Genomic DNA, 15,391 nt, shown 5'->3' with positions numbered 1-15,391 from the left:
CGCTGCAGATGACCGAAGCTGACCTGGCGGTCACTGCGGCTGCGGTCGGTCGGTGACCGGCAACGCCGACGACGAGCAGGCGCGCGCGTTCGTCACCATGTTGCAGGCCGAGATCGATCTTATTTCGGCGCGGATCGAACGCGCCGAGCACATGTCTCGGACGGCTTGGGAGGTCGGCCGAACCTCCTCGCGCCGTTGGTATGCCGACGATGCGCGCACACAACGCCGGATTCTCTACGACCTCCATCGCCAGCTCGATTCCCTGCGGAACCGATTCCCAGGGGTGTAAGGGCCGACGTTCGGGCCGCTGCGCCGAACTCTCTCAGCTCTCCACAGGGATTCTTCAGGACCAGCCGCGCACAGTCGGGGCTGTAGCGCACGCAAGTGGCACGTGCATCCGACAACCGAAGGAACCCTCGTGAACGTCAAGAACAAGATCGTTGCGGTCTCCGCCGTCGTGCTGGCCGGAGCATCCATCGGCGGCGGCATCGCCGCAGCCCACACCCTCGGACACTCCGCGGCCTCGCACGACAGCGTCGTCGACACTCCCGAAGCGGGCGACACACCGGATGCACCCGGTGCGGTCGATGTACCCGAAGCAGGTGACACCCCGGACGCACCGGGCGCAGTGGACATTCCCGAAGCAGGTGACACCCCGGACGCACCGGGCGCAGTGGACGTTCCCGAAGCAGGAGATACACCGGACGCAGTCGACGCGCCGGAAGCAGGAGACACCCCCGACGCACCCGGTTCGGTGGACCTACCCGAGCCCGGTGATATCGCCGACGCCCCGGGGCAGTAGATCCACCGCGTCACCGCAGCGCCCGTCTGCTCCAAGCGACGGGCGCTGCCCTCTCTGAATCTCAACCCTGCTGCACACAAGTAGGTTTCAGCGTTTCTTCAGTGTCGTCCGCGCATGATCGAGTGGTCCTCGGATCCTTTCTGGCAGGAGCTACCCCATGCTCGCACCGACCCTTCCGACGCCTCCCGAGCACAGCTCCGATCGACAGATTTCACCCCGCGAAGTGTCGATCTGGAAGCTGGTCTCGGTGGCCGCGCTGATCGTGTTCACCCTTGCCTCGGTGTCCTATGTGCGAGCACTCGCGACCCCGGGATATGCGAGCTGGAACGACAAGACCTCGTCGTGGATCCGCGACCACGGCGGCGGCCCTGCATTGGACGCGTACGAGAACTGGCGGTACGCGAGCCCGCCGCCGGACACCTCACCCGATCCTTCTCAATTCGTCTCGGCTGCAGCCATTCCCGGCGGTACAGTGACGTCTTTGGCCGCCCTTCCCGTCCTGCCGACAGTTGCCGGATCGCCGACTCCGACATGGACACCTGGGCGCGTGGGAGCAGATGGAGCTCCTGTTGCCTACATTTCGCACTTTCAGCCCGACCCGGCCCACCGCAGCGCCGTGGCCGGGGTGGCGATCGTCTCCGGTACCGCCACGATCGCCCACCTCGTCGACGGTACGAGCCAACCCCGCGCCGACGACAACACCGCCGCATCGGTCCCCGCCGCCGAGGTGCCGAATCTGGTGGCTGCATTCAATTCCGGATGGAAGATGAACGATCTTGCCGGCGGGTATTTCTCGAACGGCGTGGCACTGAAGGCCTTGAAGAACGGCGAAGCCTCGGCAGAGGTGGACGATACGGGCCATCTGAGCGTCCTCGACTGGACGGGCGGCGCAGTCGTGGACCCACACATCGTGTCCGTGCGGCAGAATTTGCCGTTGATCGTCGACCACGGCTCGATCGCGGCAGGGTTGCACTCGAACGACGACAGCAGGTGGGGTAGCGCGAAGAATCAGCTGCAGTACACCGAACGCTCGGCACTGGGGACCACCGCGAACGGCGACCTCGTCTACATCGCTGCGTCGAAGGTCGACCTCCCCACGCTGGCTCAGGCTCTGGTGGACGCGGGGGCGGTGACCGGGATGGAACTCGACATTCACGGTGGCCTGACCGAATTCAACTCGTGGGCAGTGGACCCCACTGGAACCCTAACGCCCACAGCGATTGTGCCGACCGTCCAGAACCGTCCCGACCGATACCTGGCAGCGGATCAACGCGATTTCTTCTATCTCACGCTCGCGACACCGACGCCCACTCAGCAGTGGGCCGCAGCAGACACCACCGGGGCGGAGCCGGCGACATTCACCGCCGCGAGCATCTCGGGCGCGAAGTGACGCCCACCATCGGCTGCCCTACGCCGAAAGCTGTTGAGGGACGGTAGGTGTCGCACGTGACGATAGGTTCCACGCACGTGCCGCAGGGCGAGGTGCTCAGTCGGTCGCCCCGGCGGCCAGGCGATACCCGACCCCGCGGATCGTCTCGATGCTCTTGCGCCCGAAGGGCTGATCGACCTTCTTCCGGAGATACCCGATGTAGACCTCGACGATGTTCTCGTCCCCGTCGTAGTTGACGTCCCACACCGACCGGACGATCTCGGATTTTGTGACCACGACGCCGCTGCGCCGCATCAGGAACTCGAGCACGCTGTATTCACGCGGGGTCAGCGCCAGTTCCGTACCGCCCCGGGTGACACGGTGACGCGCGGGATCCAACTCGAGATCGCCGGCAACAAGCACGGCGGGGCGTTCGGGAGCGCCCCGTCTGACCAGCGCGCGTAAGCGCGCAACTAGGACCACGAAGGAAAACGGTTTGACCAGATAGTCGTCCGCGCCGAGATCGAAAGCGTCGGCCAGATCGTATTCACCGTCCTTGGCCGAGAGCATCAGAATCGGCGTCCACACGCCCTGAGCGCGGAGATCTCGCACGATGTCGTACCCGTGTCTGCCCGGCAGCATGATGTCGAGAACGAGAACGTCGAACTCGCCGGTCGCGGCACTGTGGAACCCGTTGTCACCGTCGTGCTCGACCTCGACGGTGAACCCGTCGGCCACCAGACCGCGCCGGACCATCTCCGCCAGGCGCACTTCGTCCTCGACCACCAGAACCCGCATCGACAGCTCCGTCCGTGTATGTGACGCAAGTACAACAGACCCACGCCGACGCCGACGAGCCGCTCTCAGCGGTTCTTCAGGAGCTGCTCGGCACACTGATCGGCGTGCTCCTCTCCTCATCGATGTCCGCCGTTCACGCAACGGCCACCGAAGTGTTCACCGAAGCCGCGACCGCCGACGTCGAGATCGCCGGGCTGGTGATCGCAGTTGGCCTTCTCGCTGCCGGGATCATGCTCCGCGTCCGCTCCGACCGGGCCGGAGCGACGATCTTCGGCACGCTCGGCTTCGCGTTCGCAGTGGTGGTGCTCGCCTTCGCAGTACACAGCAACGGGTGGCTGACTCGGGCCGACGCACCTGTCGCGACTTGGTTCGTCGATCACCGATCGCACGCGCTCGATGATCTTGCCCTTGCCGTCACCACAGCCGGTGGCCCCGCCGAGACCGCCGCGTTGGGCCTCGTGGTCGCGGTGCTTCTGGTGTGGAGAACCAAACGCTACGGCCCTGCACTGGTGCTGCTGGCGACCGTCGCCTCGGCATCGATGCTGTGCACCATCGTCAAGATGATCGTCGGACGCGAACGGCCACCGCAGTCGATCCAGTTGATGCTCGAAACCGATTTCTCCTTCCCGTCGGGTCACGTCACCGGGACCGCTGCCCTGTCACTGATGCTCGCCCTCCTCGCAGGCACGCGGCGATCGAGGGCGGTACGGACACTGCTCCTCGGGATTGCTGTCGCTCTCACCGTTGCCGTTGCCTGCACACGGATGTACCTCGGCGTCCACTGGCTCACCGACGTTCTCGCCGGCGCGCTCCTCGCAGCCTGCGCGGTCACCCTCGGCAGCTACGCACTCCATCGGCTCGACTCCGGCGGCGCCACCGATGCGGTGCCACCTCGCCTGCTCATGAACAGGATCTCGCTGTGACGATGGGATTGACCGGCGGCGTCCTCGACCCGGGCACCCTCGTCGCGACATTCGGGTTGATCGGGCTGCTCGTCGCCTTGTTCGTCGAGACCGGTCTACTGATCGGGTTCTTTCTCCCCGGCGACTCTCTGCTCTTCACCGCAGGAGTGCTCGTTGCGCAGGCCGATCCGTTCGTTCCACTGTGGGTGATCCTAGTGTCCGCGCCGATCGCAGCCGTACTCGGCGATCAGTGCGGCTACCTGATCGGCCGCGCAGCCGGGCCTGCAGTCTTCGACCGCCCCGGTGCCAAACGGCTCGGCCCTGCACAGCTAGCACGCGCGCAGTCGTTCTTCGACACCTACGGTGCCCGCACTGTCGTACTCGCCAGGTTCGTTCCCGTCGTCCGGACACTCGCACCCGTCATGGCGGGGGCGTCGGGCATGAGATACCGAACGTTCTTCGTCTACAACGTCATCGGGGCCGTCGTATGGGGTGTCGGCGTACCTGCGCTCGGCTACCTACTCGGCGGAATCCCGTTCGTGCGCAACCACATCGAGGTCATCCTCATCGGGGTTGTCGTCCTGTCGATACTCCCGATCGCCGTCGACTACCTGCGCTCCCGTTCCAGAGCAGGCAGAACACCATCCCGACCCGGGCACCGCCCCGACCCCGATACCAGTTCCGCCGCCCGGCACTGAACGACGGATGACCGGGGCACCTCGACAGACCGGGCGACTCGAGCACCGTTGTGGTGCCATGTCCGCCGTCGAACGTCCTCGATCTACACCTGCTGCCTCGACGTCAAACAGAAAAGTGACACTCATGACCTCGCTCGACATAGCTGCACTCGGGGCTGTTGCCAGGTTCATGCGACTGCGCACAGGGATACGTGCACCGCAGACCGATCGGTGCCTGCGTCAGCCGATCTACTGTTCGACTGACGACGAGCAACGACCGATTGCGTACGCGTCGGAAGTACACTCGTGCGATGCCCAAACTGACGCGACGCCACCTGCTGTTCGGTGCAGCCGCCTTGGCCGGTGGTGCACTGCCGAACCTGCGTCCCTTCGGTGCGTCCGCCGATCCGCTCGTCGCGTCGACAACCATCACGCAATTGAGCCCTCCGGACCCGGAATTCGTGCGGTTGTTGCAGCGCGGTTACAACCCGAGATTCCTCGCGAATCCCGAAACTCTTTTCGTGCCTACCAACACCGAAGAGACCGTGTCCGCGGTCGAGACAGCGGTCGCGCGCGGTCTGCGCATCGCCGTCCGATCGGGTGGACACTGCGTCGAGAGCTTCGTCGACAACGCCTCCACTCAGGCCATCATCGATTTGAGTCGGCTCACAACCGTGGAGTTCGATGCAGAAAACAACGCCTTCTCCGTCGGGGCCGGAGCGGATCTGGGCACAGTGTACGAGCAGCTATACCGAGGCTGGGGTGTGTCGCTACCCGGAGGAAGTTGCCTGGGCGTCGGCATGGGAGGCCACGCCGCGGGAGGCGGCTTCGGTCCCCTGTCGCGCGCCTTCGGGTCTGTTGTCGACCACATCTACGGCGTGGAAGTTGTCATCGTCGACGCCGACGGCCGTGCCTCGTCCGTCCTGGCAACTCGCGACGGTCGGAACACGGATCTGTGGTGGGCGCACACGGGCGGCGGCGGAGGAAACTTCGGGGTCGTGACCCGCTACCTCCTCCGCACGCACGACGCGGACGGGTCGGATCCCACACTGGCCCTACCGACCCCTCCGGCGAACCTTCTCAGCACACAGGTCGTACTGCCCGTGGTCAGCGAAGACGCTTTCGTGCGGTTCGTCGGTAATTTTCAGCGATTCTTCGAGCGCAACAGCGAACCGGGGTCGAGGTTCGCGAGCCTGTACGCGCAGTTCTTCGCCAGCGCACACCTGTGCCAGCTCACCCCACGGCTCGATGCCGACCTGCCCAACTCACGCGCGCTGCTCGACGAGTTCGTCGCCGCACTGGGCGAGGGTGTGCGGCCACCACCGGTCGCGGTGCCCGCTTCGCAAGGACCGTTCATGGATGTTTCGACACAATTGTCGGCACCCCGTGGCCGGGCACCGTTCTCGGGCAAATACAAGAGTGCGAATTTGCGTCGGGCACACACCGACGAGCAGCTGCGCACCCTGCACAGGTATCTGTCGGACCCCCGTTTTCAGAGCCTGGACTCGGGGATCGAGCTCTTCCCTGCCGGTGGTGCAATCAACGACCGATCCGCAGACGCGACGGCGATGCCGACCCGAAATTCGTTCATGAAGGTCGTTTTCGTCGCTGCCTGGCGTAATCCCGCGGACGAGGCCGCCCATGTCGAGTGGTCACGAAACATGTATCGCGACATCTACGCCGACACCGGCGGCGTTCCGGTACCGAACGACGCCAACGCCGGCGCTTACATCAACTATCCGGACTCCGACTTGAAAGATCCCGCCTGGAACACCTCGGGGGTACCGTGGTCCACGCTGTACTACGGGGACAACTACTCGAGGCTGCAGGAGATCAAGGCGGCGTGGGATCCCGGCAATCTGTTCCGGCACGACTTGTCGATCGAACTCCCCCGCACCTGATCGAATCAAGTGCGCGTCGCATTCCGGAACAACACTCCGATGATCGCTTCCACGGCTCGGAGGAACGTCGAGCGGACTCGAGTCAGTCGCGATAACACGATCGGCCATCGACATCGAGTCGGACAAGCCAGGTGCCGACTGCGAGACCTCGACTCGAATTGGTCTCATTCCGAGCTGCCGAACAGGCTGGGCAGTCCGATCAGTAATGACATTCAGAATTGCAGTCGAATCTGACATCAGTTGTACTGCACCGGATTGTGCTCGGTGCCACCATCATCACGGCGCAATTTCTGTCGATGGTCTTGAACGGCTTCGCCGGCCTCATCACCTCGCTGTTCGAGGCCACCGGACGAATACTTCCGGCGACGATCACGTCGACGCCCTAAGGAGTCGTGGTCATCCCGATCGTCGTCCTCGCCGGCCTCTAGTTCGGCGTGACCGGCCTGATTTGGGCACTGCCCGTCAGCGAGGGCCTCGTGCTCGTGGCCGGCGTCGTGATGCGGCTGTTGACCCGGGACACCATCGCTCGCGGGCTGTCCCACGGCAACGCGGAGAAAGCCTACGCCGTGGTGTAGGCGCTATTTACGAGACGCACGAATCCAGCAGTTCGTCCACAGCAGCACAGGCACCCACAGCGCCGATGCCATCCGGACTCGGATGTGGCCGGATCACGGAAATTACTCCGACAACCGACGTCGCAGGAGTTCCGTGCCAGCTGCGAGCGCGACCATCTTGTCTCGCGCGACGCGTCGAGCGAGTGGGGCCATACCGCAATTGGTACTCAGGTAGGGCTTGTTTGCGTCGACGAACGCAATTGCGCGACTGAGAGTTTCGGCGACTTATTAGACGGACTCGGCGGAACAACTGACCGCAGCGACGCTGCGGTACACCGGTAGGGAAGTCCGCACCCTGAGCTTATTTTTGACGCCGCTCGAAGCAGTGCGAAGCAAGAGGCGTCGGAATCTCGGCAAGCCCCGGTCCTCCGTTGCAGAGCCAACCTGCAATCTCTTCCTTCATTCCTACGCCCAGAACGAAACCGAGCCACGTTGGTCTGCCAACGGTTCGATGTCCGTATCTCGATGGGGCAACCAAGACAACGTTCGATCGTTCGCATGGTCCAACGCACTCGGTGACCCGAAAGTCAGCGACACCATCGACCAGGTGACGCAAACTCTCGAGTTCGGCGTCGTGGTCGATGTCCAGATGCTTGTCAGCAGTGCCGCAGCAGCATCCGCCGCCTACGATGACTGTCGGTCTGGATCGATCGAATGCCATTGGACCCATCTTCTATCCACATACAGCGTTTCGCGGCGCTCCGACGTATCAGTCACCTAGGTAGGAAGCGTCGTCCATGATTGCTACTTTTTGTTGATTTGCTGCGAAGTACGCGGACACTTTTTAAGAACGCGATGTCTTTCTCCTACTCGTAAACCTGCTTGCTAAGCCGAGAGAACTAGGTGCGCTCCGCGGCGGTCAGCGGCTGATCACTCATACGCCGGCGGCTTCGATACGGCGGCGTTCGTCGGCGACCCAGCGTCCGAGCAATGCTTCGTTGATAGCCAGTTCACGGGCGACCTCGGGGATGGTGCGGCCGGAATCGATCAGCCGACGTGCGGCCTCGACTCTGTGCTCGGTCGTGAACTCCCTGCGTTTGAGGGACACGAGGACATCTTTCCTGCGGAACCTATGGCCCTGCTAGCTCGGTGTCCACTATACGGGGGCAACCGCACAGTTCAAGTAAGCCGAACAGCGCTGTCTCACTCGGTCACCAAGTCGACGCATAAGTCATAGCATCCAGCATCAGGGGTCAGCAGCCTGTAGCTCGCCGGGCCTGGGGTGTCCGTAGACCGAGCGAAAGAGTAAACCGATGTCGATGAACGACCGACCTGCATCGCCTGGCCGGATCTTTGTGCGGTGAGCGAGAGAATCGAGGTTATGGCAACTTGCATGGACGGGTCATGTCGGCAAATCCTTCCCACGTACAGGACGCACATGCTGCGTAGTCGTTTGTGATGTGCTCGTTGGCGGATAGCCTTCGCCGCACCGTTTCTCCGAGACATGGCTTACCACAGGCTGGGCAGCACCTGTGAAATCTTTGAATTCCGGTCGACTGATATTTGGGCATTCTTCTCACCTCCCGCCCCGACCTACAGCAATTTAACGACTTAAAGCTAAAATTTTAGATGGAGATATCTCCTTTCACCTGCGACAACGGTGCCGTTAGTTGATAAACGCTTTTTCCATGCGCTCTGGCCGATGGGAGGAGACATTGCTCCGATGCGCCGTTGTGGCCTCGTTCGCGTGAGTAAGTGAACCCTAGATCTACACCGTCGACACGTTGACAGGAATCCAGTCGAGGGTGAGTCGAGGATTTTTGTTTTGTTAGGTCAGCAGGACGGGTCATCGTCGCCTCACGTAGTACCTGGCTTGGTATGCCACGCATCATCGGATATCGATTACACCAAATCACACTCCCTTCAAGGCCTCGCTCCATCTCTTCCAGTATGCGGAACTGCTACTCGTGAAGCGCAGTATCTGCGGCCATCTCAAGCCATCAGATTCAAACCGCCGGATGCCGGGAATGGCTTGACCACCCATCCGGATATGCGGTGATACCCTCGCTCGACCAGATGTGCTTTCCAATCTTGGTGCCACTCAACCAACCCTTATCTGGCCGGCAATCTCTATGCGGGTGACCGGCCACGGCACAGTTCCGATTCAGGCTCATCCCTCGAGTTCCTCACGGATAAGCTGTACCCGAGCATAAAACTGGGGTCTATCGAGCCCGAACTCAACGAGAGCCTGGCCCGTTTCCACGCCGCCGTAGGGTGCCCATCGGCGTGCCAATTCAAGCATTTGAGAACCTAGGAGAGATGGTGTTCCCTCCGGTCCGGAGTCGCGTCGGCTACTCAAATTACCGATGGGTGGTATCGATACGAGTGGATCATGTGCGGTGTCGGTAGCAGCGTTGGACGTGGTCAAAAAATTGTCCTTTCGAGTCGTATTTCATTGTTGCGGAACACATCAAGAGCGATTTGAGTCGAGAGGGTGGCGTGAACGCCACGACGACCTGCCCGCCATGCAGACGAAGTAGTTCCTACTGTGGCGCAACGTATACATAGCTACCTACGGCTCCATGGGCGACCGCCCATCCTGAGATTGCGCTCAGTGGGGGTGGCATGGTTTCAGGCGCGTCGATCAGCCTCGAGTAAGACCCGAATCGCATAAGCTTCAGAAACCGCATCCACATGAGTCCGGGTTTCACCGCCCGTGCCCGCCATCGGAATTGATGACTGTTCCGGTCACCACACGGGCTCCTACCGGATCGGCCAGATAGACGTACGCCGCGGCGTGATCGTCCGGGGTGGCTGCGAAACCCATCAACGAACCTCCCGCGATTCGCTCCTCACGGCCTTCGACCGCGTCAACTGTGACGTGGTCCTGCCGGAGCGCTTGCAATCCGGAGAACGCCGTGCCCGTCGTACCGCCGGGAGCGACTCCGTTCACCCGCACCCGGGGTGCAAAATCGGTAGCGAGATGGGACACCGCGCCACGCAGTGCCCACTTCGAGGCGGCGTACAGGACGCCGCCCCCGGTGGGGTGAAAGGCCGACTCGGACAACGTCAGTGTCACCGAGCCCCCAGCCTCTTGTAACGACGCCCAGGCCTGCTTGACCGAGTGGAGCGTGCTCAGCACGTTCACGCGCCACATCTCTTCGGCGGCCTGCTCGAATTCCTGGTCGGTCAGAGTGCGAAGCGAGGCGTAGTGGTCGAAGACTCCGACGCAGCAGGTCAGGTTGTCGATCGACCCTCGCGACTCCACAACCGATCGAATCGCATCCCCCACTACGGCGGGGGATGTGGCATCGCCGACGATGACGGAGACATCGGCTTCCTGGGACAGCCTTCGTGCGTTCTGCGCCGACCGTTCCACCACGGTCACGTGAGCGCCCGCTCTACGGTAGCCCTCTGCGGCGCCGCGACCGATCCCCGAACCGCCACCGAGGACCAGGATATTGCAGCCGGTCAATCGGTTGTCCGCCGAGGTCATTGCGGCTTCCTCGACAACAATCCGGAGATGAGGCTGGGTTCTTGAAAACTGAGGCAGTCCAACGCCACCGCGTCGAGCAGCACTCTGGTTCCCCGCCTCGGCGACCAGATGTCGAGCCGTACGCCGTTCCTCGTTGCGACCTTCCGAACGACGACGTCCGCGAACTCGTTGGCGATGACGATGGGACCCTCGGATCTACCGTGCGTCGGGTATTCCGATACTTCGCCGATTTCGGGACTCTCGAAAATTGGTTCGGGTGCGTCGTCGTTCATTTCAGACCTCGCTGTCAGATAAATATCGAGAGATTGTGCGCATTGATCAGGGCTTGGTCGAATGCCGCCCATCTGCGTGCCAGTCGCCATCCGTCCTCCGTGAGCCGAACGGTGTCCTTGCGGAACATCGAGTAAAGACTCGGATTGGGATCGTCACCGCGACTGCGGTATATCAAGCAGTTCGAAGAGACGAGATATTCACCCTCAACCTCGGTGTGGTCGACGAGAACGTTCGTGACGTAGTGGCGTGTTCGTGACGGGGGCTGCTCAGCCCAGCGAAATCGGTTTCGAGGCGACGGACCCGTACTTCCAGCGTCTCTCGGTCGTCGTCGAAGATTCGCGAGGTTGGGGATAACTCCCATTCCGCCAACGCTTCCCGCGTTACCCGGACCGGAACTTCATATCGGATGTCGACGGTGAGGTATGCCAACCAGTCGCGAAAACGCCGCTCGTCGACAGCGAGAGCTTCTCGGTAGAGAAACTCTTGAATATCCCAGACGATTTCGCGCGGTACCGACTCTGTCTTAGGCATCGCGGTCACACCTCTTTCGCGAGGTAGTCGCCCCAGCGGGACCATAGATTACGGAAGTTGGTGTCGTTCACGTACGGGGTGACGACGCGACCGGGTCCGGGGAAGTCCGGGTCCGGTACGCTGTCCATTCCCATCGAATACGGGAAATCGACATCCTTGACCATCGTTGACGCCGCTGATCGCGTCACCTTTGCCCAATTCTCGAAATCGTCCTGCTCGAAGGTTCCGGCCTGGCCGAAAGCCAGTGTGTACGCGCGATATGCCGCTTCCTTGTATTCCTGTGATGCACCCTTGGGGACGAGGCACCACGAATACATTTCCATTCGCCCCGGTCCGACAGGGTGGTACAGGCGCATTGTCACGAATCGCACACCGGGCTCGCCCGGCACCAAACTGAACGGCTGCATCAGGAACGACAGATTAGGAAATACGGTACCGACGGCGGTCCGAACCTTCGAGAACACCTCAGTCTGTTCAGGGCTGAAAACACCCTTCATCTCCTCGGCGAGTTCAGGAGGAAAGCCCCCGAACGGAGGGAAGTTGGGACTGTGGCCCAACCCAACTCCGTGCCCACGCCCTGGCACACTCGCGGCCCAGCCCTGGCTGTGTGTCGCCCCGGAGGACGGGAAGTAGCCGAGGTGGAAACCCCATTGATGCGCGACAGGGGTGTGATATCCGTCGCCTGCGAAGTTTTCGGCACAGATCTTCCAATCTGTATTTGCAAGCCAATGGTCTGGCGGACCGTGTACCTCGCAGCCCTGTTCCCCGTGCTTGAGATAAAGGTCCAAGTAGAACCGGAAGTCGCCGAGATAGTCGTCCAGCGACTCCGATTCGGGGTCGAGCGTGCCAAAGATCAAGCCCTCGTACGAGTCGATGCGAACGGAGACGAGCGACCAGTCCTTGCGCTTGAGGCGACCTTCGTAACCAATTGCGCCGCGGTAGTGAGCCCTCTACGGCCCTACACGAGCGTAAGACCGGTCAATACTGTCGCGGTATCCGACATGCTTGCACTGTGCCGTGACAGCGGCGGGGCCGTGTTTCACCAAATCTCCACCATTGGCGTCGCTTTTGATGGGACAACCCTCGAGTTCATCGAAAGCCAGGACCTGACAGGATATTTGGCTAGCAAAGCTATTGCCGAGGAAATCGTCCGCGAAGCAGGACTCGCTGGTTTGCCGAGCTCGATCATCCGTCTTGGGCGGGTGGTTGGTCCGCGAAAAGCGGGTGCAGTCAATACCGAGGACGCTCTGTGGACCGTCTTGCGGGCGTGTGCGGTCACCGGCTTCTATCCTGTCGTCGATATCGCTGAGCCGCTCAGTTGCGTCGACGACGTCACAGCGGCGATCGTGGAGCTGGCGCTGAAGTCACCTGTCTCCGGCGTCGTCCGCACCATCGGCCCACCGAGCTCGACGCGGTTCGTGGACATCGTTCGTGCGGTCGGTCTGATCGATCGATCGCATCACGGCGTGACGATCCAGCAATGGCAGACACTCATCGAAATGTCCGAAGCTATTGCGGATGAACACAAGCAGCTGATTTCGGCCTGGTGTTCCATGGTGCATTCACGTGATATCCACGAAAGTGATTGGGCTGCACCAATCTCTGCCGATGAATATTTTCAGCTACCGGGTGTATCGAACGCACTACTACAACAACTTGCCGCTCGTGATTCCCAGTTTCGAACCCAACCCGAACCCGAACGTCACGCACAGGTCCCTTTTCGTTAGCCGATCGTGCTGAATAGCTATCAGGTTGCGATGCTCAGGAACTCCGCCCCGGCCCGACGTCCGATCCTCCGACTCAAGAGATTTGTCTCGTTCGAGCGGATATCAGGCCTGCGGTGCTGAAACGCTGCCGATACTCCGAGGGGGGTACTCCAAGGGTGCGGATAAAAGCTCGTCGTAGCGTCTCGCTACTTCCGAACCCGCTACGAGTGGCCACCGTGTTCATTCCGAGTGTGGTCCGTTCGAGCTGCTCGCGCGCGACTCCGATCCGTACCCGTTCCACGAACTCAGCTGGAGTCATATCCGCATGGAGGCGGAAGAGCCGAGTGAGGTGACGTTCGGAAACACCGGCGCGCGCGGCCATCTGAACCAGCCGGTGATCGGCGGCCGGCTCCGCGACCACAGTGTCGACGACCGCCCGAAGCGGGGATTTCGCAGGAATTCGATGAACCGGATGTTCGGAAAACTGCGATTGTCCGCCCGGTCGCTGCAGAAACAGCACCAACTCCTGCGCGACCGCTCGCGCGACGTGTGCATCGTGATCGGTCTCGACAAGTGTCAGAGCCAGATCCATCCCTGCACTGACGCCACCGGACGTGAAGACGTCACCGTCCTGGACAAAAATGCGGTCGGGCTCAACAGAGATATCGGGAAACTGTTGCGCTAAAGCCTGCGTGGCCGACCAGTGCGTAGTCGCCGATTTCCCGGACAGCCACCCTCCTGCAGCAAGAACGAATGCGCCCGTGCACACCGAACAAACACGACGCGACCGCCGACTTACCGTCGCAAATGTCGAGAGCAATTGGCGTGAAGCGGCGGCAGCTACCGCTCCCTGCCCACCTGCCACGATCAAGGTGTCCACCGGCTCGCCGACATAGTCCAGGGCAACGTCTACACCGAGATGCAATCCCGAATCCGATCGGACCGGTAGACCGTCGAGGGAGGCGATCAGAAGGCGGTAAGTGCCCGAGCCACTGTGCCGTGACGCGGAGGCGAACACCTCCGCGGGCCCGATGGCGTCGAGCATCTGGACGCCATCGAAAACCACTATCACCACCAAACGCTCGTTGTACATTGCCCCAAGATTGCAGAACCGGCGCACTATGTCTATTTAAGTGTGTAACCCTCGTTTTCAGACATGCCACGATGTGGGCGCACTCTGACGAGGCTGATGTTTTCGCGGACCGGCACGAAGGTAGCCATCGAGCGGTTCAACGACGCGACGCACTGCGCGAACAGCAATCAGAATAGAACGTGATGCTCTAGGATCAAAGAAAACCCCACACGCACAACAATACTGCGATGAGCGCAGCGGGATGTTGACGTGATTTCTGAAAGTTGGAGTTGAGCGTGACACGAGAACTAAAATTAGGGTTCAAGGCTTCGGCCGAGCAATTCGGTCCGCGCGAACTTATTGAGCTCGCCGTGCTGGCGGAGTCCTCGAATATGGACTCCGCGACGGTAAGTGACCATTTTCAGCCGTGGCGTCACGAAGGTGGCCACGCGCCGTTCTCTATCGCATGGATGACCGCCGTGGGGGAACGCACAAGCACCCTTCAATTGGGCACGTCCGTGATGACCCCGACGTTTCGATACAACCCTGCAGTGATCGCACAGGCGTTTGCAACAATGGCATGCCTGTACCCGGACCGCATATTCTTGGGTGTCGGTACTGGTGAAGCGCTGAACGAAATTGCGGCCGGATTCGACGGTGATTGGCCCGAATTCAAAGAACGATTTGCACGATTACGCGAGGCCGTGTCGCTGATGCGTGAATTATGGGGTGGGCGTCGGGTTGATTTCGAAGGCGACTATTACCGCACAAAAGGGGCATCGATCTACGATGTTCCCGACAGTGGAGTTCCCGTCTACATCGCGGCCGGCGGGCCCGTCGTCGCACGTTACGCCGGCCGTAGCGGTGATGGGTTCATCTGCACATCAGGGAAAGGTATGAGCCTTTATACCGAAAAATTGATCCCTGCAGTAGCGGAAGGAGCAGAAAAAACGGGCCGATCGACCGACAGCATCGACCGAATGATCGAAATCAAGATCTCCTACGACACTGATTCGGTGGCGGCGTTGGAGAACACCAGGTTTTGGGCACCGCTATCGCTGACCCCGGAGCAAAAACATTCTATAGAGGACCCCATAGAAATGGAGAAGGCCGCCGACGCATTGCCGATCGAGCAGGTCGCGAAGCGATGGATCGTTGCTTCCGACCCGGACGAAGCAGTCGAAAAGATCAAGCCGTATATCAACGCAGGGCTCAACCACCTGGTCTTCCATGCGCCCGGCCACGATCAACGGCGCTTCTTGGAGCTATTCAAGGCTGACCTCGAACCGCGCCTACGGCGTCTGGCGTGA

The 15,391-nt window shown here is 61.4% G+C and carries 16 protein-coding genes and 2 pseudogenes; 10 read left to right on the top strand and 8 right to left on the bottom strand.

All coding sequences use genetic code 11. From position 1 onward, the window contains the following. Positions 1 to 52: 52 nt before the first annotated feature. From CH285_RS04065 to CH285_RS04055, 3 genes are all read left to right on the top strand, one after another. Positions 53 to 289: a hypothetical protein gene (locus CH285_RS04065; protein WP_032371172.1), complete on the top strand. Its 237-nt coding sequence runs from the start codon at positions 53 to 55 to the stop codon at positions 287 to 289. Between the two features lie 129 nt (positions 290 to 418). Beyond that, positions 419 to 802, top strand: a complete 384-nt coding sequence (locus tag CH285_RS04060; RefSeq protein WP_176458555.1) for a hypothetical protein — start codon at positions 419 to 421, stop codon at positions 800 to 802. 157 nt (positions 803 to 959) lie between these two features. Then, positions 960 to 2,192 carry a phosphodiester glycosidase family protein gene (locus CH285_RS04055; RefSeq protein WP_032371173.1) on the top strand — a complete coding sequence of 411 codons (1,233 nt, stop codon included), beginning with the start codon at positions 960 to 962 and terminating at the stop codon, positions 2,190 to 2,192. A 96-nt stretch (positions 2,193 to 2,288) separates the two neighbouring features. Here the strand turns inward: CH285_RS04055 and CH285_RS04050 are convergent, their stop codons facing one another. Continuing rightward, complete coding sequence (locus CH285_RS04050) at positions 2,289 to 2,969, bottom strand: response regulator transcription factor (protein WP_032371174.1); 681 nt, start codon at positions 2,967 to 2,969, stop codon at positions 2,289 to 2,291. A 20-nt stretch (positions 2,970 to 2,989) separates the two neighbouring features. Here CH285_RS04050 and CH285_RS04045 point away from each other — a divergent pair, with 20 nt between their 5' ends. The 5 genes from CH285_RS04045 to CH285_RS27735 all read left to right on the top strand — a co-directional run bounded on the left by CH285_RS04045 (position 2,990) and on the right by CH285_RS27735 (position 7,024). Next, positions 2,990 to 3,892, top strand: a complete 903-nt coding sequence (locus CH285_RS04045) for a phosphatase PAP2 family protein (protein WP_052068919.1) — start codon at positions 2,990 to 2,992, stop codon at positions 3,890 to 3,892. A 2-nt stretch (positions 3,893 to 3,894) separates the two neighbouring features. Next, the gene (locus CH285_RS04040; RefSeq protein WP_052068920.1) at positions 3,895 to 4,569 is read left to right on the top strand and encodes a DedA family protein; all 675 of its coding nucleotides are present in this window, start codon (positions 3,895 to 3,897) and stop codon (positions 4,567 to 4,569) included. 290 nt (positions 4,570 to 4,859) lie between these two features. After that, complete coding sequence (locus CH285_RS04035; RefSeq protein WP_032371175.1) at positions 4,860 to 6,449, top strand: FAD-binding oxidoreductase; 1,590 nt, start codon at positions 4,860 to 4,862, stop codon at positions 6,447 to 6,449. Positions 6,450 to 6,706: 257 nt separating this feature from the next. Beyond that, positions 6,707 to 6,835 (top strand): hypothetical protein, encoded by a 129-nt coding sequence (locus tag CH285_RS28195; RefSeq protein ID WP_255032497.1) that lies wholly within the window; start codon positions 6,707 to 6,709, stop codon positions 6,833 to 6,835. Positions 6,836 to 6,883: 48 nt separating this feature from the next. After that, the gene (locus CH285_RS27735) at positions 6,884 to 7,024 is read left to right on the top strand and encodes a hypothetical protein (protein ID WP_155288487.1); all 141 of its coding nucleotides are present in this window, start codon (positions 6,884 to 6,886) and stop codon (positions 7,022 to 7,024) included. Between the two features lie 102 nt (positions 7,025 to 7,126). Here the strand turns inward: CH285_RS27735 and CH285_RS28190 are convergent. The 6 genes and pseudogenes from CH285_RS28190 to CH285_RS04000 form a co-directional block, all read right to left on the bottom strand. Continuing rightward, positions 7,127 to 7,288: pseudogene (locus tag CH285_RS28190) on the bottom strand (methionine synthase); the annotation flags it as partial. A 649-nt stretch (positions 7,289 to 7,937) separates the two neighbouring features. Then, positions 7,938 to 8,111 carry a transposase gene (locus CH285_RS04020; RefSeq protein ID WP_080729332.1) on the bottom strand — a complete coding sequence of 58 codons (174 nt, stop codon included), beginning with the start codon at positions 8,109 to 8,111 and terminating at the stop codon, positions 7,938 to 7,940. 1,599 nt (positions 8,112 to 9,710) lie between these two features. Next, a complete protein-coding gene (locus CH285_RS04015; protein ID WP_052068921.1) occupies positions 9,711 to 10,499 on the bottom strand; it encodes an SDR family oxidoreductase in 789 nt (262 codons plus the stop codon). Then, entirely contained in the window at positions 10,496 to 10,771 is a 276-nt protein-coding gene (locus tag CH285_RS04010) for a hypothetical protein (RefSeq protein WP_255032498.1), read from the bottom strand. The genes CH285_RS04015 and CH285_RS04010 overlap by 4 nt, the downstream gene beginning before the upstream one ends. Positions 10,772 to 10,785: 14 nt before the next feature. Then, a pseudogene (locus CH285_RS28605) lies at positions 10,786 to 11,303 on the bottom strand (aromatic-ring-hydroxylating dioxygenase subunit beta). A gap of 5 nt (positions 11,304 to 11,308) precedes the next feature. Continuing rightward, the gene (locus CH285_RS04000) at positions 11,309 to 12,007 is read right to left on the bottom strand and encodes an SRPBCC family protein (protein ID WP_373454717.1); all 699 of its coding nucleotides are present in this window, start codon (positions 12,005 to 12,007) and stop codon (positions 11,309 to 11,311) included. Here CH285_RS04000 and CH285_RS03995 point away from each other — a divergent pair. Beyond that, positions 11,942 to 13,030, top strand: a complete 1,089-nt coding sequence (locus CH285_RS03995) for an SDR family oxidoreductase (RefSeq protein WP_141214987.1) — start codon at positions 11,942 to 11,944, stop codon at positions 13,028 to 13,030. The genes CH285_RS04000 and CH285_RS03995 overlap by 66 nt on opposite strands. A gap of 73 nt (positions 13,031 to 13,103) precedes the next feature. On the opposite strand, the gene CH285_RS03990 is transcribed toward CH285_RS03995, so the two are convergent. Then, positions 13,104 to 14,054, bottom strand: coding sequence for a GlxA family transcriptional regulator (locus CH285_RS03990; RefSeq protein ID WP_306436722.1), 951 nt, complete (start codon positions 14,052 to 14,054; stop codon positions 13,104 to 13,106). A gap of 323 nt (positions 14,055 to 14,377) precedes the next feature. Here CH285_RS03990 and fgd point away from each other — a divergent pair, with 323 nt between their 5' ends. Further along, positions 14,378 to 15,391 carry a glucose-6-phosphate dehydrogenase (coenzyme-F420) gene (fgd, locus tag CH285_RS03985; RefSeq protein WP_094644619.1) on the top strand — a complete coding sequence of 338 codons (1,014 nt, stop codon included), beginning with the start codon at positions 14,378 to 14,380 and terminating at the stop codon, positions 15,389 to 15,391.

Origin of the sequence: Rhodococcus sp. 05-2256-B1, assembly GCF_002258465.1 — a bacterium.
Classification (GTDB): domain Bacteria; phylum Actinomycetota; class Actinomycetes; order Mycobacteriales; family Mycobacteriaceae; genus Rhodococcoides; species Rhodococcoides fascians.
Note: the sequence above shows the minus strand (reverse complement) of the source record. Positions and strands in the feature narration are given on the sequence as shown.